Genomic DNA, 15,932 nt, shown 5'->3' with positions numbered 1-15,932 from the left:
TTTGCCAAATCAATTGATAATGTGCTAATTTTCATGACGGACGTTCCCTTTTAACTGAGTGAGTTCAATTACCAGTTTGGCGCATTGACGCCGTTTTGGGGAGCGTCCATCTCATCACCCAACCTAAATCTTGTAATGCTTTAAAAACGCTTAGAGTTAATTAAAGGAGCTCATTTTTTAATTGAATTTGGCTGTTGGAGTTATTTTACAGTCTCGTTAGTTGCCAAGGATAATAATGAGAACATTTCAGCTTTTAGGTTTTATACTTGCGATTGTTGGGTTTATTTTAGGCTACGTGATCCTAGCCCCAATTGATGGTGAAGCATCCGACGCTTCAGCAGGAGGTACAGGCATAGGCATTATGTTTATGGTGTTACCTATACTTGGTTGGTCTGCGTTAATATTAGTGCCCTCTTCAGTAGCATTGTTCAACCACGAAGTAAGAGTACGCACTTATTTCAGAGGCAATTTTTGGCTAAACCTTTGGAAAGTAAACCTAATTATTTCTTTTGGATATATTGCCGTTGTCTTATATTTTGCTTACATATGGTTTAAGGGCAGCATTGGCAATTAATAAGACTTTAAATGCGTAATACCTTTAATTCATTCTTACCTACTAACACCTAACCCAAACTAAGTACTAATAACCATCAGGTTTAACACCATTAGCATTAAACCTGACAGCCCGAACTCAACCAATCAACGTTAATTAGTCGGCATTAAATAAATCTCGCGTACGCTGTTGCGCTGGTTTGCTTCAATAGCAAACAATACCGCGTCGGCTACATCTTGCGGGTCGAGTTTGTCGGGTTTAGCTTCATCAAAAAACGGGGTGTTTACCATCCCTGGTGCTATGGTTGTGCAGCGTCCGTTCCACTGGCTCATTTCCTCAGCTAAGTTTTGCCCAAAGCCATAAGCAAACCATTTAGTTGCCCCGTAAATAGAGCCTCCTAGTGGCTTACGACCAGCAGCTGAGCTGGTTAATATAAAGTGACCTTTGTTTTGGCGTAAATGCGGCAGTGTTAATTTTGCAGTCCACAGTAGGGCTTTAATATTTATGTCGATCATAGTTGACCACTCATCGGGGTCGCCTTTTTCGGTGCCTGCGGTTGAAACGCCCATGCCTGCATTAGCAAAGGCTACATCTAATCGGCCAAACTTTTCAATGCCTTTAGTAACTACGTTTTCAAGTGCGGTAAAGTCGGTTGCATCTGCGGCTACGCTCAGTGCGTTATCTGATCCTAGCTCGGCAACAAGTTGGTTAAGTTGCTCTTCTCTACGGGCGGTTAATATAACTTTATGACCGTTGTTTACTAAGGTTTTTGCCGTTGCTTCACCAATGCCACTAGAAGCGCCGGTTATGAGTACTATTTTCTCTTTTGCCATGGTTTTTTCCTTATTAACAAATGTATAAAGGCGCAGCTCAATGTGCGCCATGCGGTTATTGCGCTATGTCAAAATTGACTGATAAATCGTCAGCTTGCGTTAGGCTAATTTGTTTTAGTTGATAAATATTAAAATCAGCATCTACTTGCTCTGCATCGTCTATGTGTGCGCTACACGTATAAGCAAGTTGATAGTCTCCTGGTGTTATGAATGCGAGTTCAAATTCGTATTCATTATCGTCTGCATCAAATACAACATTGGCGGTAGCTAACGGAGCGTTATCAGGCGTTTGGTCATCTATTTCATGAATATCTGTTGGGGTTTGTGCCTGCGCAGAGTAAAGGTAAACAGCATGGCCAAATGATGAATCATCAGCGGCAAGACCAATGTTATCAGTCTCGCAATTGTTTATAAGTGTTTGGCTTACAGTGCCTTCAATATCTTGTGATTCAGAGAGATTTTGTAAACGCACACCGCGAGGTTTTAAAAATACTTCGTTATTATTTTGTGGATCAACCAATGATTTTTTTAAATCAAACTCTAATACAAACTCGTTGTCGGTTTGATTGAGTGTAAAGCCATCTAGCTGTATTTCACCCACGCCATCATTACCTTTTCTTTTTACGATAAGCGGTGCAATGCTGCCGTCTTCATAAACTACGTGAGATGTTAAGCTAAGGTTGTTTGTGTCGCCGTTTATTACTTGTGCGCGGATCCACGAATAATCACCTGCAGGTACTTCTTGATCGTCAAGTAGTTGAAAAATATCGTCGCCCGTATAGTCTAGCAAATTGACCATTTGCGCTAAGGTGGAATCGTTTTTAGAGCGAGTTTCAAAGCTAACTTCTTCACCTTCTTGGGCTTTAATTGTTATTGAATCAAATACAACGTTAACTTGTTTTAAACCAGAGACTGGAGCGTCGGAAATACCCAAGCTAAAAGTTGCTTTATCACTTGTTTGGGGTGGGGTTGTTTCAGCATCGTCATTTGATGAGCCGCAGCCTGCTAAGGCAAAAATAATAGCACTACTTAATATTGTTGATTTGAAGTTCATGGTTGTTTCCTCTTATTTGATTTGTTAAGTGTATGTATTTAATCCTTAACCTAAATTGAATTAAAAATATGAGAAGTTATAACTTTTAACATGCTGTTTTAAAACGTTTTTAATTTCATCGATTTAATCGTTTTTTACTATATACTCGCGCCACTTCTTTTGAAGTCGGTTTTTATTAGATTTAACCATTATTTTGCTGAGTTTCAGCCACATTTATCGGAACAAACATGAAAGATAAACTTTTAGCGTTTTGGCAAAGCCATTCAGAAACAATCATCACTTTAGGGTACAAAGTGATTTTAGCGTTGGTGATTTTAGTTGCGAGTGCCTTAATTGCACGCTCGGTTAAAAAAGCGATTAAAAACTCTAAATCGCCATTAAAAAGAGTAGATAGTACGCTACTCCCGCTTTTATCGAGTATTGCTGGGTATTTAGTTTATATAATTGGCGGGCTATTTATTTTAGATATTTTTGGCGTTAATACGGCAAGCTTAATTGCGCTAATGGGCGCTGCAGGTTTAGCGATTGGTTTAGCCCTTAAAAATACGCTGAGCAATATTGCTGCGGGTATTATGCTGTTAATACTTAGACCTTTTAAAATAGGCGACTTTGTTGATGCCAGTGGCACGCTTGGTACTGTGAGTGAAATAAACTTGTTTACCACTATTTTTAAAACCACCGACGGTCTTTATATAGCATCGCCTAACGGCAAAGTGTGGGGTGGAAATATTAAAAACTTTACCCGTAATGGAAAAAGACGAATGGACATAGTGGTGGGTATTTCGTATGCCGACTCAATTGACGTTGGCTTAAATGTACTTAAAGAATTAGCTGCATCAGAGAGCCGATTACTCGCAGAGCCTGCACCTAAAGTAATGGTGACATCAATAGGCGAAAGCGCAGTAAACATTCAATTACGTGCGTGGGCTGTTAATGGTGATTATTGGCAAACCGTGTGGGATTTAAATAAACGTGTTAAAGAAGCTATTGAAGATGCTGGGCTGAGTATTCCATTTCCGCAGCGTACGCTGCATATATCTGAGTCTATGGCGTCGGCAATAACGGTTAATACCAACCCGCAATAATACTTAATCATTTTACGGGGCTAAACGTGTCGCTACCTGCGTTAAAAAATTCTCATTTAGAACAACTAAATAGCGAATTTTTTGCCTAGTTATCAACACGTTTTTCCAGCCTCAAAATAGATCACTTAATTAAGCGAATTGGTATAATAAAGACGTTAAGTAGAATAAAGAGTAAAAATAGCGAGCCTTGGCTCGCTATTTTTATATTAGCCGTAGTATTAGCCTTTGTGTTAACTGAGGTATTAACCTTCTAGTTGAAAGTCGTACACTGAGCCTAAATTAAGTAGTTGTGTAAGCTCATCAAGTGCTTGGTAGCTTTCGGTGAGTAGGGCTGAGTCTGCAAAGTCACTTGCGCCTAATTTGTCGCGGTAGTTACGTTTTGCCCAGTCACACAGTTGTGTGTATTTAGTATCAGTTAAAATAACCTCAGGGTTTACTGCAGCAAGTTCTTGCTCGTTAAGGGCTACACGTAAACGCAAACAAGCAGGGCCGCCGCCATTTTGCATACTTTGGCGTAAATCAAAAAACTGTACTTGGTTTACTGGGTTATCAGCCATAATCATTTCTTCAATGTAGGCGTTAACTGCGCTGTTGCGTTTACACTCTTGTGGTGCCACTAACAGCATTGAACCATCATCAAGGCTCACTAGCTGGCTGTTAAATAAATAGCTACTTACAGCGTCGGTAATGCTTACTTTATCGGTAGGTACTTCAATAATATAAAATTCTTTATTGCCCACATACGCTTCGCGAATATCTTGCAGTGCCAAAGCTTGGTTTAAAAATGCTTGCTGGTGGCACAGTAATACGTTGGCGTTACCTACTGCAATTACATCGTTATGAAACACACCTTGGTCTATTACGTCTGGATTTTGCTGTAGTAAAATTTGGCTTGAATCTTTTAAGTTATGTAAGCGACAAATTGCTTCTGAGGCTTCGAGTGTTTGCCTTGCAGGAAATTTAGCTGGTTTTGGTAATTGGCTATTAAACGCGCTGGCACCAAATACAAACATTTCAAGGCCTTGCTCGCCGTGGCTGTCACAAAAACGAGTATGGTTTGCTGCACCTTCGTCGCCAAAAAAGCCTTGGTCGGGTAAATGGGTATGGTGCGCAAAGTATTTGTCGTTATTAAACATCGCTTTTAATAAGCGTGTAGTGGTTGCAGGCTCTAATGAACGATGAAACTTATTATTTAAATTAGCTGAAGTAAAATGTACTTTGCCGTCGGTTGTATCAGGAGATGGCGATACCGTAGCGGCATTGGCTGTCCACATTGCTGACGCTGAATAACACGCGCGTAATAAAATAGGATCAGCTTTAAATGCTTTATGAATTACTTGTGCATCGTTACCGGTAAAGCCTAAGCGGCGCAGTACGTTTAAGTCGGGGCGCGCATGAGGGGCAAATACACCTTGAGTTAGGCCTTTGTCGTGCATGGCTTTCATTTTTTCAAGGCCTTGAAGCACAGCCTCTTGAGGATTTGAAAAGCTTGCTGCGTTATTTAACGAGGCAACATTACCATACGATAAACCAGCGTAGTTGTGAGTAGGGCCAACTAAGCCATCAAAATTAACTTCCAAAGCGTGCATACACGTTCCAACTAAAAATTATCAATAGGGTGCAACAATACAACGCAATAGGGTTGCTTGCAAAGTTATAAACGCAGTGTTTTTACTAATTTTTTTGATGTTTTTAAATGTGGAGTTTACTACAAGGGGGTTGTTTTTATATTGAACGATTAATTTGAAGTTTAATTAAAATGTACACATAAATTTCATAGTGTGCAAAAGCTTAGCCTAAAGTAGGTTTATACATTTAAGCTTTATGCCAAGCCTTTACACAATACGATGCTACTTAACATAGGCGCGTTCTTTATCAGCGGTAGTGCGGGTATTTGTTGGATCATTAACTTGCCAAACGCTAATGTCTAAACGCCATAAAAGGTAAAGGGTATGGTATAAATTGAACATGGTTTTTCCTTGGTATTTTCACTGAACACATCAGTTTATAGGAAGAAGTATGCCAACATTAACTTGAATATTTTATGAATAGAAATCAGGTGTTTAGTATTTAAGTGTAAATACATACTTAAGGATTAGCACCAAAGAGGTGAAGTATTACTAAAAGATGCACCAACGTGGTGTGTTTTTAACAAAAAGCCCTGCAACTATTAGGTCACTTAAATGTGCAAGGCTTTTTAAAAAATACAGTCACTCAAAAAGTAAATTAACGGCCTACTTTTCCTTTTACTAAAGGCTCGAACGACATTACTTTAAACTTACCGTGGCTTTGATTTTTGCCATTATTAAGTACAGGCGAATTATGTAAATCGTCAACGGTAAAGTATATTTTATGATCGGCTCCGTAACTAAAACCATCAGGCCAGCTCAAACGTTCGTCTTTAAATAATACTTCGTAGTCGCCAGTGGGTTTAACTACGCCAATTGCGCCATTGGTTATGTCGGTTACATATACGTTACCGCCGCCATCAACAATAATACCATCTGAAATTGGCTTAGTGCCGTAACGCGTAACTTTGTCTTCAAGCGCTTTAGCCGAAAGGCTCTTGTTATTTATATCGCTGGTGGCAATGCGGTAAACCGACGTGCCCGACATAGAGCCAAAGTAAAGCCAGTCTTCGTTAGGGTCAAGCGTAATTGGGTTAACACCTAAGCGGGCAGGTTGTCCGCCAAGGCTCATTGTGCGCCCATCAATAACCATATCGATATTTTCGGCAGTGGTGTAATGGCTATTTTGTAACACTCTGCGTGCGACACCTGTTTTAAGGTTAACCGTAATAATAGCGGCTTGTCTGCCTTGGGCTGTGTCGGCAATGTATACAACGCCATGCTTATTATCGATGACTAAATCGTTTAAAAATGAGGTGTCGGTAATGGTAGGTTTAGCCAGATAAATAATTTTATGTAGTTGCTCTTTATTTGTATCCCAACCCACTAAGCGCCCAGCGTGATCGGGCCCTGAAGTGTCGAGCATCCATAAAACGCCATCGCTTGATACGTTTATACCAAGTACATCGTAAAAACCTTTACCGTTATTGTACGCGTATGCCCATTCTTCATTAGGGTAGGGCTTAGTTGTACCATCGCTTAAAAGCTCCATAATTTTTTGCTTTTGGCCAAAAAAACCGTGCACAGATAAAAACTTTCTGCCCGATGGGGTAATAGCAATGTTACCCGGTGGGTGCTGCGCATCAAAAGTGGCTACTGTTTTTAAATCAGCATTTTGGCCAGCAGTATTAGCAGTATTGGCAGATACGGCGTTGCTACTTAAAAGTGCCGTGCTACACGCCGCAGCTAATAGTAATTTTTTAATATGAGTCATTTTTAAAACCTTTTAAAACACGTTTATTGTTTAAAAATTAAGAGCCTAATCGGCTAAGTCGTTTACTACTAAATCGAGCAGCTGCATCAACTGCTTCGCTTGTGTTGCATTTACACTATCAAATTTACATAAAATATTTTTAGGAATATCGGCTGCTTTTAACTTAAGTGATTGGCCATGCTGGGTTAGCTTCACTAGGCGTTTGCGTTTGTCGTGCTCATCTTTAATAACAGCCAGTAATGATTTTTCGCTCATTTTTTTGAGTATTTGGGTCATAGCACCGCCGTCTATCGCGGTTTTATCTATTAGCTCTGCAATTGTTATTTCGTCTTGCTCCCACAGCGCCATCATTACTACGTATTGCGGGTAAGTTAAATTTAGCTCGTTTAAAGGCTCGCGATACGCACGCGCAATGCTGTTAGATGCCATATATAACCGGTGGCATAACTGATTTTTTAACTTTAATTGCTCAAACGGCATAACGTTATCCTTCATTTCAATACATGCTATTTTAATTTGCATGCAAAGTATTTGCAATCTCTAATTACTTGATCTATTATTTTGCACACAAACTAAATTGATTGATATTTTAAAACTTTGGAGTTCATTATGAATGTATTACAAAACGTAGCTTACACAGCAAAAGCAACTGCAACTGGCGGCCGTGAAGGCGTAGCTAAATCTGATGATGGTCGTTTAGATGTAAATTTATCAACACCTAAAGGCTTAGGCGGCGACGACGGACAAGGCACTAACCCAGAGCAATTATTTGCCGCAGGTTATGCAGCATGTTTTATTGGCGCACTTAAATTTGTAGCAGGTAGCGAAAAAATAGATTTACCAAGCGACACACATATTAATTCTGAAGTGTCTATTGGTGCTATTGAAGGCGGTTTTGGTATTGCGGTAAAACTAGCTGTATCACTAGGTGATATGGATAAAGCTGCAGCGCAAACGCTTGTAGATAAAGCACACCAAGTATGCCCATATTCAAACGCAACACGTGGCAATATTGAAGTAGAGCTTTCAGTTATTTAATTAATTGCTAAGTTAACTAATACTGTAATAGCCCAGTGGTTTTGCCACTGGGCTTTTTTGTGCGTGGAGTTTAATAAATGAGTCGTTAAATAAATATACAAAAAATCATATATTCACTATTCCATATATTCTGTTTTTGTTTTATTGTATGTGCAATAAAACTGCGAGGACAATATGGAACAATTCAACCCACTTCAATTTTATAAATGCCTAGCGGACGATACGCGTTTAAAAGCAATGCTGCTCATTAGCGACCAAGAAGAGCTATGTGTATGCGAACTGGTTGCTGCACTTGAGCTAAGCCAGCCTAAAGTGTCTCGCCATTTAGCACAGTTAAGACAATGCGGATTATTGAGCGACCGTAAACAAAATCAATGGGTTTATTACAGTATTAATAAAGCCCTGCCAGAGTGGGCTAAAAATGTATTAACGCAAACGCTTACTGCTAACCCTTCATTTTATGAAAATGATTTAACGCGCTTAAACGCTATGGGTAATCGCCCTGAACGTATTACTAGCTGCTGTAACTAACTTATTAAAGGTATTTAATTATGACTATTAAAGTAGGTATTAACGGTTTTGGCCGTATGGGACGTTTAACTCTGCGTGCAGCAGTTGATTGGCCAGAAATAGAGTTTATTAAAGTAAATGATGTAGCGGGCGATGCTAAAACCCACGCACATTTAATTGAGTTTGACTCAGTACATGGGCGCTTAGCACAACAGGTTTCTAGTGATGATAATAGCTTTAGTGTGGGTAAGCATACGATTGCAGTTACCAACAACAAAACCATAAACGAAACTGATTGGTCAGATTGCGATGTAGTAATAGAAGCCAGCGGTAAAATGAAAACCACTGAGCTGTTAAATCAATATTTAGCACAAGGCGTTAAGCGTGTTGTGGTAACCGCACCTGTAAAAGAAGACGGTATTTTAAATGTAGTAATGGGTGTAAACGATGATCTTTATAACCCAAGTGAGCATAAAGTTGTTACTGCGGCTTCTTGCACAACTAACTGTTTAGCGCCAATAGTAAAGGTTTTGCAAGAAAAAGTGGGCATTAAGCACGGCTCAATGACCACTATTCACGACATTACTAATACTCAAACGATTATTGATGCCCCTCATAAAGATTTACGCCGTGCGCGTTCGTGCGGTACAAGTTTAATACCTACTACAACCGGTAGTGCAACGGCTATTACGCATATTTTTCCTGAGCTTAAAGGTAAATTAAACGGCCATGCCGTGCGTGTACCTCTTACTAACGCATCAATTACCGATTGTGTTTTTGAGCTCGAGCGAGGTGTTACACAAGACGAAGTAAACACGTGGTTTAAAGACGCTGCAAATAACGAGCTACAAGGTATTTTAGGCTACGAAGAAAAGCCGCTTGTATCTATAGATTACAAAACAGATCCGCGCAGCTGCACTATTGATGCGCTTTCAACCATGGTAATTAACAACACTCAACTTAAACTATACGCTTGGTACGATAACGAGTGGGGTTATGCAAACCGTACTGCTGAGCTAATGCTTAAAGTTGCACAAAGTGATTTGGTTTAATCTCGTTTAAAAAGGTTTAACGCTATGTTTGCGCAGTTGGCTAACTTACCGAGCTCTATAAAACAATATTTAATAATTACTGGTAACTATTGGGCATTTACTTTAACTGATGGTGCGCTACGCATGTTGGTGGTGCTGTATTTTCATCAGTTGGGTTATGGTGCATTTGCGATAGCCATGTTGTTTTTGTTTTATGAAATATTTGGGGTGATCACCAATTTAGTAGGTGGTTGGCTTGGCGCGCATTTAGGGTTGAACAAAACCATGAATGTAGGGCTTGGGCTACAACTTGTCGCTTTAGCCATGCTTTGCGTGCCAGGGGATTGGCTAACCGTTGCCTATGTTATGGCAGCGCAAGCACTGAGTGGCATAGCAAAAGACTTAAATAAAATGAGTGCAAAGAGCGCCATTAAGTATTTAGTACCACAAAACGATGCAGGGCAAAGCCAATTATATAAATGGATTGCCATACTTACCGGCTCTAAAAATGCTTTAAAAGGGGTGGGCTTTTTTTTAGGCGGCTTATTACTAACTGTATTTGGTTTTGTGGGGGCATTAATAAGTCTAATTATTTTACTTAGTGTTGCGTGGGTTATTAGTTTAATTTTTTTAAAAGGCGATATTGGTAAAGCTAAAAACAAACCTAAGTTTAAAGAATTATTTTCTAAATCGCGGGCAATTAACTTACTTAGTGCAGCGCGTTTATGCTTGTTTGCGGCGCGCGATGTATGGTTTGTAGTTGCACTACCTGTTTACTTAGCCGCTCAGTTTAACTGGGATCACTGGTGGGTCAGCGGCTTTATGGCGCTGTGGGTAATTGCGTACGGATTGGTGCAGTCGCAAGCACCGCGTATAACTGGGCAAGGCGATTCAACTTCACATTCGGTCAAAAAAGCATACTGGTGGGTTGCTTTATTGAGTGGCGTAACTGGCATTTTAGCGTTGTTGATGCAATTGGATATAGCGGTACATTTTACGCTTGTAATAGGCTTACTTATTTTTGGTGGTGTATTTGCTGTAAATTCATCGCTGCACAGTTACTTAATAGTAAGTTTTGCTAAAAACGATGGGGTGTCGCTCGACGTTGGCTTTTATTATATGGCCAATGCGATAGGGCGTTTGCTTGGTACGGTGCTTTCTGGTTGGGTTTTTCAAGTATATGGGCTTAGTGCGTGTTTATGGGTAAGTGTGTGTTTATTAGTTTTAGCCGCAATTACAACAGCACGGTTAGCTAAACTTTAAAAAACCCAACGTATTGTATTAAATTCAATTTGTTTAACGATATTCATAGCTTCGTTGGTTAGATCTACTAAACTGTATCAGTAGTTTTAATTTAAAGGGTGTGATGAATGCGAGAAATATCGTTAGCAAAAAAGTTACTCTGGCTAAGTGTCGGTAGTATATTTATAACTGTACTAGTGCTATCAGGCATTTTGTGGTGGCAGTTATCATCAAGTAATAAGCAGTTAGCGACCAAATCCGAAGAGTACATTATTGTAGAAGTAGAAGAAAAGCTTAATGCTCATGCGGCTGGATACGGAGAAAAAATTGCTGGCTTTATTAATGAAGCTTACCGTGTCCCTTATTCATTAGCGGCACTACTTGGCGATGCAGCAAAACAAAACACTTTAGACCGAGATACAGTTGTCAGTATAAATAAAGCGGTTTTAGAACAAAACACTCTCTTATCATCTATTTATTCTCAATTTGAACCAAACGCTTTTGATGGGCAAGATTCTCAATATCAACAAGGGTATAAGCATTCAGTAGATAGTGCTGGTACGTTAGAGGTATACATAACTCGCGATCAAAAAGGCATAATTGAACAACAAAAAGTAGCGAATGCCGCCGATAAATATATTACCTCTTTAAATGAATTTGGTATTCGTGAAGCGCAGTGGTATTTGTGCGCAAAAGACACACTTAAGCCTTGTATTATGGAACCGTATTTATACGAAATTCCATCGGGCGATTCGGTAATGCTAACTTCGTTAACCGTGCCTATTTTAAAGTCAGGCCAGTTTATTGGTTTAGCAGGCGTTGATTTAACTCTACCAACCTTTCAAGTAATGACTGAGCAGCTTTCTAAGCAGCTTTACAATGGTCAAGCTAAAGTAACCTTATTAAGTGATTTAGGTTTAGTTGTAGGCAGCAGTCATTATAAATCTAAATTAGGGCGCCCAATTAAAGAGGCTGTTAGTTCTACTATATTTAATGATATTGAAAAGTCTAAAGGGCAAAGCGGTATTTTTAAAACAAATAGTGAATATTTAGTAAATTATCCAATTGATATAAAACTAGCAAATACTCAGTGGTCATTAATCATAGAAGTACCTACAGATCTAGCACTTGCAGGGCCTGAAGCGCTAGAAAAAAACATGCAAGAAACAGCAGCATCACTCGGGTTTATTATTTTAATTACAGGCTTAATAATTGCTGTGGTTGCTTTTGTTATTATGAAATTAGTAATTGCAGGTGTAATAGCGCCGCTACAACAAATTCAACAGCGGGTTGATAACCTCGCAAGTTCTGAGGGTGATTTAACGCATACATTGCATGTTGATAGCCACGCAGAACTTATTGCATTAGCTGGTGGGTTTAATCGATTTTTAGCAAAACTACGTGATTTAATTTCTGAACTAAAAGCGGTGTCTGAGCAAACTAAACAGCAAGGCGAAATAGCACAACACATCGCTATTGATACTAAGCATAATGTTCAATCTCAATTTCAAGAAATTGAAAGTGTGGTAACGGCTATGAACGAAATGAGCGCAACAGCACTCGAAGTCGCCAGAGCATCAGAGCAATCAGCCCAACAAGCCGATGAAATAAATAGCTTGGTAGTAAGCAGTGAGTCGAGCTTATCGTCAGCGATGACACAAGTTAAAACGATGTCTGAAGAAATTAAAGAAGCTAACCAAGCAGTTGAAAAAGTCGCTTCGCGTAGTAAAGACATTACGCAAATATTAGATGTAATTCGTACTATTTCAGAACAAACAAACTTACTTGCACTTAACGCAGCCATTGAAGCTGCGCGCGCTGGTGAGCATGGGCGAGGCTTTGCCGTTGTTGCTGATGAAGTACGTGCACTTGCTTCTAAAACGCGTTCATCAACAGATGACATAAGCCAGTTAATTGATAGTTTATTATCTGAAGTAGGTAATGCATCTACCGTTATTGAAAAAGGCGTAGTACGTGCACAAAATGCCGTTGATGAAACATCAGTAGCTTTTGATGCTCTGCACAGTGTTGTTGTTAAAGTTGATGAAATAACCAATCAAATTACACATATTGCCACCGCTGCCGAAGAGCAAAGCTTAGTGACTGAAGAAATAAACCGTAATTTAACGCTTATATCTGATGCCGCATCGCAACTTGCTGACTTATCTACACAAGCAGGGGATAGCAGCGAAGCGCTTAATGCACTTGTTGCCCAGCAAGATAATGAGCTAAATAAGCTTAAAACGTAACTTATAAATTAAGTTTTAAGCACAAAAAAATGGCCAGTTAATACTGGCCATTTTTATTTAGTAAAATAAGTATAACTTGTTGAGAATGCTCGATAACTGCTATTTATAACTTTTTAATCAACATAAACATTTGGTTGATCATTGGCTCAGCAAATTGCTCTACATTAGGACGATTAAAATAACCGCGTAAACCTGTAAATTGCACCTGAAAAAAGCGCGCATATTCAACAGCGGTCAACGTATTACTTAACTCACCTTTGTTTATTGCTTGTGTAAACAACTGCGTTAAATAAGCTTCAAATTGAGCGGTTAAATCTAAGCTTAACTCGTATAGGTTTGAGTCTTTTTCTGCAAACTCGCTGTTTGCTTTAACCAGCATACAAATAGCGCTTGGGCTGCAATCTTTTGTTTTAATTACCACGTTTTCAACAAATGCACGTAACCCACCAAGTACTGTATCTGCACTTGATAGAAACCCCTCTATTTGGGTTTTCATTTGTACTGTGTAATCTTTCAGCGATTCGCAGTATAGCCCTTCTTTAGAGCCAAACGCAGAGTAAATACTACCCGGGCGCATATTAACGGCTTCTTGTAAGTCACGCGTTGAGGTTGCATGAAAACCTTTTTGCCAAAATAGCTGGCTTGCAACGCGAACTACATTATCGCGTTCAAATTTAACCTTATTAGCCATATCATTCTCAATCAATTTGAACATTTGCTCAATTTTAACTTGAACAGTCGCTCAAAATCAAATACTATGTGTCTCGAAGTTACTTAAAACTATTAATTATTAGGAGCTAACCATGGCCGAATTTACTTTATACACTCAAGAAAACGCACCAGAAGAAGCAAAACCGTTACTAGCTGATTCAGTAGCAGCATTTGGTATGCTTCCTAACTTACATGCAGTAATGGCTGAAGCACCAACATTACTTAAAGGTTACCAAGTACTGCATGAGCTGTTTCAAAAAACATCATTCAATGCAGAAGAGCTAACAGTAGTATGGCAATCAATTAACGTTGAGCACGCATGTCATTACTGTGTTCCTGCACACAGTGGTATTGCAGCGGCAATGAAAGTTGATCAAGGTGTTGTTGATGCACTTGTAAACAAAACACCACTTGAAAACACTAAGCTAGAAACTCTTCGTGAAACTACACTCGCAATGACACGTGAACGTGGCGTGATCAGCGATGAGCAAATCGAAAAATTCTTTGCAGCAGGTTACGGTAAGCAACAACTACTTGAAATTATTGTAGGCTTGTCTCAAAAAGTAATGAGCAACTACACTAATCACCTTGCTGATACACCAGTAGACGCTGCATTTAAAAAATATGTAAAATAAATACGATTTTATAAATGACAAAAGGCAGCCTAGGCTGCCTTTTTTGTGTTTATAAATCGCGGCTATTTAAATTTAACCGTTTTTGTACTGCGTGTATAACTTCTGCTTTCGGGCTTAGTCCATTCACCCTTTTTAAGATAAGAGGTCGATACAATAAACTTATCGTCTTTTAAATCACTAGTAGATTTAACCTTAGTCACTCCCTCTTTACTGCCTGTTACTTCCTCATAGGCTACAAACTGAGTAGGGCTTAATACCGTTATTGTGCCTTTAGTGTAAAATCCTGCCGTAGTGAAATAATAAAATACGAGTGACTTCTTTTTGCTATCATAAAAAATCATCGACTCACCGCCATACTCACCCTCGTTAATCGAGTGCATGGTACGAATAGCTTTACCGTTTAAAGCGCGTTCCCAACGGCCAACATCTTGTATTTTTTTAGCGCCTTCTGGTACTTTAAAGTCTGCTTGCCACGTTCCTAAGTAAGGTTTAAACACTTCTAGCTCTTTATCAAGGTTACTGGCAGTTTCATTAGCAAAGCTACTAAATGTGCATAAACATAATGCTAAGAATAGCGATTTAAAATATGTCATAATTTGGCTCTCGTTGTTAGGCTCTTATAAGCCCAGTATAGGTGACAATTAATTGATAAAGAAAATATTAATCTCGTTCTCATTGCTTTATTTAGCTGCCATTTGGTTAGCTTACCCGCTGCAATACTTACCTGTTTATATACCAATATATGTACCTGGTTATATAAGTGTATTAAGTGCTATCACTTTTTTAATGTACGCGTGGGATAAGCGACAAGCTAAGCGCTCTTCACATAAAAAAGTAAACCGCACGCCAGAGCGCACACTGCAACTACTTGCATTATTTGGAGGATGGCCGGGGGCATTACTTGCTCAACAATTACTTCGTCATAAATCGCAAAAGCGACGTTTTATTATTGTGTTGTGGTTATGTATTTTAATTAATATTGGTAGTTATTTCGCAGTAGGATATTTGTGGCTTTATGAAGGATTTAATATGCCTTAGGCCAGTTATTAAATTAACCAGGCTAAGACATATAAACTAAAACGTACTGAGAAGCTTATTGAGCCGATTGGCTTGCTTCCATTGTATCGAGTTCAACAGTTAGTATTGTTTTTTTATCAACTGAAACCCATTTTCTGTAAGTAAGGTATCCTGCTTTGCTTACTTCAATATCGTATTTACCTTCTTTAAGCTCAATACCAGCTTTGTAAACAGGGTTGATATTCATAATACGAACGCGAGCATCAGCAGGGTTAGTAATAACTGTTAATGAAATTGGTGCAGCTACTTCCTCTACTACAACTTGAGTCTCAGTAACAACTTCCTCAACAACTTGTTCTGTTTTATCAGTTGACGTTGTTGAACAACCAGCTAGTAATAATATTGCTGCAAGTGCGCTTAAATTTTTCATCGGTACTCCATTAGATCATTGTAAAAGTGTTGAGTGTCACGAAAAATCTGGGGAGAGTATATCTAACTCGTCGTCCTTGACCTTCGTTTTAAAATAAACTGGCGGATAGTTTAATATGTATCCGCCCTGTATTCAATTGCCGTAATTCTAATATCTTAAAGCACCTTTCTATAAGTAGCTAAAAGGGGATTTTAACTCATTG

Annotated in this window: 17 protein-coding genes; 9 read left to right on the top strand and 8 right to left on the bottom strand. The window is 39.1% G+C overall.

The genetic code is table 11. The features are described from left to right. Positions 1–235 precede the first annotated feature (235 nt). Positions 236–574: a carbon starvation protein CstA gene (locus tag I6E82_RS07160; RefSeq protein WP_197100911.1), complete on the top strand. Its 339-nt coding sequence runs from the start codon at positions 236–238 to the stop codon at positions 572–574. Positions 575–705: 131 nt separating this feature from the next. Here I6E82_RS07160 and I6E82_RS07155 read toward each other — a convergent pair whose 3' ends face one another. After that, positions 706–1,386 carry an SDR family oxidoreductase gene (locus I6E82_RS07155; RefSeq protein WP_197112945.1) on the bottom strand — a complete coding sequence of 227 codons (681 nt, stop codon included), beginning with the start codon at positions 1,384–1,386 and terminating at the stop codon, positions 706–708. A gap of 55 nt (positions 1,387–1,441) precedes the next feature. Then, a complete protein-coding gene (locus I6E82_RS07150; protein WP_197117304.1) occupies positions 1,442–2,440 on the bottom strand; it encodes a DUF4382 domain-containing protein in 999 nt (332 codons plus the stop codon). Between the two features lie 227 nt (positions 2,441–2,667). Here I6E82_RS07150 and I6E82_RS07145 point away from each other — a divergent pair, with 227 nt between their 5' ends. Next, on the top strand, positions 2,668–3,525 hold the full coding sequence (locus I6E82_RS07145; protein WP_197117302.1) for a mechanosensitive ion channel family protein: 858 nt from the start codon (positions 2,668–2,670) through the stop codon (positions 3,523–3,525). Between the two features lie 242 nt (positions 3,526–3,767). On the opposite strand, the gene astB is transcribed toward I6E82_RS07145, so the two are convergent. The 3 genes from astB to I6E82_RS07130 form a co-directional block, all read right to left on the bottom strand. Next, positions 3,768–5,114 (bottom strand): N-succinylarginine dihydrolase, encoded by a 1,347-nt coding sequence (gene astB / locus I6E82_RS07140; protein ID WP_197117300.1) that lies wholly within the window; start codon positions 5,112–5,114, stop codon positions 3,768–3,770. A 637-nt stretch (positions 5,115–5,751) separates the two neighbouring features. Beyond that, entirely contained in the window at positions 5,752–6,867 is a 1,116-nt protein-coding gene (locus I6E82_RS07135; RefSeq protein WP_197117298.1) for an L-dopachrome tautomerase-related protein, read from the bottom strand. 45 nt (positions 6,868–6,912) lie between these two features. Then, positions 6,913–7,347: a MarR family winged helix-turn-helix transcriptional regulator gene (locus I6E82_RS07130; RefSeq protein ID WP_197117330.1), complete on the bottom strand. Its 435-nt coding sequence runs from the start codon at positions 7,345–7,347 to the stop codon at positions 6,913–6,915. Positions 7,348–7,476: 129 nt separating this feature from the next. Here I6E82_RS07130 and I6E82_RS07125 point away from each other — a divergent pair, with 129 nt between their 5' ends. The 5 genes from I6E82_RS07125 (at position 7,477) to I6E82_RS07105 (ending at position 12,937) form a co-directional block, all read left to right on the top strand. Continuing rightward, a complete protein-coding gene (locus I6E82_RS07125; protein WP_024591541.1) occupies positions 7,477–7,905 on the top strand; it encodes an organic hydroperoxide resistance protein in 429 nt (142 codons plus the stop codon). 174 nt (positions 7,906–8,079) lie between these two features. Then, positions 8,080–8,436 (top strand): metalloregulator ArsR/SmtB family transcription factor, encoded by a 357-nt coding sequence (locus tag I6E82_RS07120; protein WP_008137792.1) that lies wholly within the window; start codon positions 8,080–8,082, stop codon positions 8,434–8,436. Positions 8,437–8,456: 20 nt separating this feature from the next. After that, positions 8,457–9,467 (top strand): ArsJ-associated glyceraldehyde-3-phosphate dehydrogenase, encoded by a 1,011-nt coding sequence (locus I6E82_RS07115; RefSeq protein WP_197100891.1) that lies wholly within the window; start codon positions 8,457–8,459, stop codon positions 9,465–9,467. A gap of 24 nt (positions 9,468–9,491) precedes the next feature. After that, the gene (gene arsJ / locus I6E82_RS07110; protein WP_197117296.1) at positions 9,492–10,709 is read left to right on the top strand and encodes an organoarsenical effux MFS transporter ArsJ; all 1,218 of its coding nucleotides are present in this window, start codon (positions 9,492–9,494) and stop codon (positions 10,707–10,709) included. Between the two features lie 107 nt (positions 10,710–10,816). Next, positions 10,817–12,937 (top strand): methyl-accepting chemotaxis protein, encoded by a 2,121-nt coding sequence (locus tag I6E82_RS07105; protein WP_197117294.1) that lies wholly within the window; start codon positions 10,817–10,819, stop codon positions 12,935–12,937. Between the two features lie 103 nt (positions 12,938–13,040). Here the strand turns inward: I6E82_RS07105 and I6E82_RS07100 are convergent, their stop codons facing one another. Further along, a complete protein-coding gene (locus I6E82_RS07100; RefSeq protein WP_010553549.1) occupies positions 13,041–13,628 on the bottom strand; it encodes a TetR/AcrR family transcriptional regulator in 588 nt (195 codons plus the stop codon). A 112-nt stretch (positions 13,629–13,740) separates the two neighbouring features. On the opposite strand from I6E82_RS07100, the gene I6E82_RS07095 reads away from it, so the two are divergent. Continuing rightward, a complete protein-coding gene (locus I6E82_RS07095) occupies positions 13,741–14,283 on the top strand; it encodes a carboxymuconolactone decarboxylase family protein (protein ID WP_197117292.1) in 543 nt (180 codons plus the stop codon). A 62-nt stretch (positions 14,284–14,345) separates the two neighbouring features. Here I6E82_RS07095 and I6E82_RS07090 read toward each other — a convergent pair whose 3' ends face one another. Beyond that, on the bottom strand, positions 14,346–14,876 hold the full coding sequence (locus I6E82_RS07090) for a hypothetical protein (protein WP_024591507.1): 531 nt from the start codon (positions 14,874–14,876) through the stop codon (positions 14,346–14,348). Positions 14,877–14,928: 52 nt separating this feature from the next. Here I6E82_RS07090 and I6E82_RS07085 point away from each other — a divergent pair, with 52 nt between their 5' ends. Further along, a complete protein-coding gene (locus I6E82_RS07085; protein ID WP_197117290.1) occupies positions 14,929–15,321 on the top strand; it encodes a DUF1294 domain-containing protein in 393 nt (130 codons plus the stop codon). 55 nt (positions 15,322–15,376) lie between these two features. Here I6E82_RS07085 and I6E82_RS07080 read toward each other — a convergent pair whose 3' ends face one another. Then, the gene (locus tag I6E82_RS07080) at positions 15,377–15,730 is read right to left on the bottom strand and encodes a PEGA domain-containing protein (protein WP_024607356.1); all 354 of its coding nucleotides are present in this window, start codon (positions 15,728–15,730) and stop codon (positions 15,377–15,379) included. Between the last annotated feature and the right edge of the window lie 202 nt (positions 15,731–15,932).

This window comes from Pseudoalteromonas sp. NZS11 (assembly GCF_015864765.1).
In the GTDB taxonomy this organism is placed as follows: domain Bacteria; phylum Pseudomonadota; class Gammaproteobacteria; order Enterobacterales; family Alteromonadaceae; genus Pseudoalteromonas; species Pseudoalteromonas arctica.
The sequence above is the reverse complement of the archived record's forward strand: the minus strand, read 5'-3'. Positions and strand labels throughout refer to the sequence as shown.

Bases quoted from the DNA above. Each gene is read 5' to 3' on its own strand.
- I6E82_RS07125 (WP_024591541.1), top strand. From the start codon at position 7,477: ATGAATGTATTACAAAACGTAGCTTACACAGCAAAAGCAACTGCAACT.
- astB (WP_197117300.1), bottom strand. From the start codon at position 5,114: ATGCACGCTTTGGAAGTTAATTTTGATGGCTTAGTTGGCCCTACTCAC.
- arsJ (WP_197117296.1), top strand. From the start codon at position 9,492: ATGTTTGCGCAGTTGGCTAACTTACCGAGCTCTATAAAACAATATTTA.
- I6E82_RS07155 (WP_197112945.1), bottom strand. From the start codon at position 1,386: ATGGCAAAAGAGAAAATAGTACTCATAACCGGCGCTTCTAGTGGCATT.
- I6E82_RS07115 (WP_197100891.1), top strand. From the start codon at position 8,457: ATGACTATTAAAGTAGGTATTAACGGTTTTGGCCGTATGGGACGTTTA.
- I6E82_RS07120 (WP_008137792.1), top strand. From the start codon at position 8,080: ATGGAACAATTCAACCCACTTCAATTTTATAAATGCCTAGCGGACGAT.
- I6E82_RS07135 (WP_197117298.1), bottom strand. From the start codon at position 6,867: ATGACTCATATTAAAAAATTACTATTAGCTGCGGCGTGTAGCACGGCA.
- I6E82_RS07100 (WP_010553549.1), bottom strand. From the start codon at position 13,628: ATGGCTAATAAGGTTAAATTTGAACGCGATAATGTAGTTCGCGTTGCA.
- I6E82_RS07095 (WP_197117292.1), top strand. From the start codon at position 13,741: ATGGCCGAATTTACTTTATACACTCAAGAAAACGCACCAGAAGAAGCA.
- I6E82_RS07160 (WP_197100911.1), top strand. From the start codon at position 236: ATGAGAACATTTCAGCTTTTAGGTTTTATACTTGCGATTGTTGGGTTT.
- I6E82_RS07150 (WP_197117304.1), bottom strand. From the start codon at position 2,440: ATGAACTTCAAATCAACAATATTAAGTAGTGCTATTATTTTTGCCTTA.
- I6E82_RS07090 (WP_024591507.1), bottom strand. From the start codon at position 14,876: ATGACATATTTTAAATCGCTATTCTTAGCATTATGTTTATGCACATTT.
- I6E82_RS07130 (WP_197117330.1), bottom strand. From the start codon at position 7,347: ATGCCGTTTGAGCAATTAAAGTTAAAAAATCAGTTATGCCACCGGTTA.
- I6E82_RS07145 (WP_197117302.1), top strand. From the start codon at position 2,668: ATGAAAGATAAACTTTTAGCGTTTTGGCAAAGCCATTCAGAAACAATC.
- I6E82_RS07080 (WP_024607356.1), bottom strand. From the start codon at position 15,730: ATGAAAAATTTAAGCGCACTTGCAGCAATATTATTACTAGCTGGTTGT.
- I6E82_RS07105 (WP_197117294.1), top strand. From the start codon at position 10,817: ATGCGAGAAATATCGTTAGCAAAAAAGTTACTCTGGCTAAGTGTCGGT.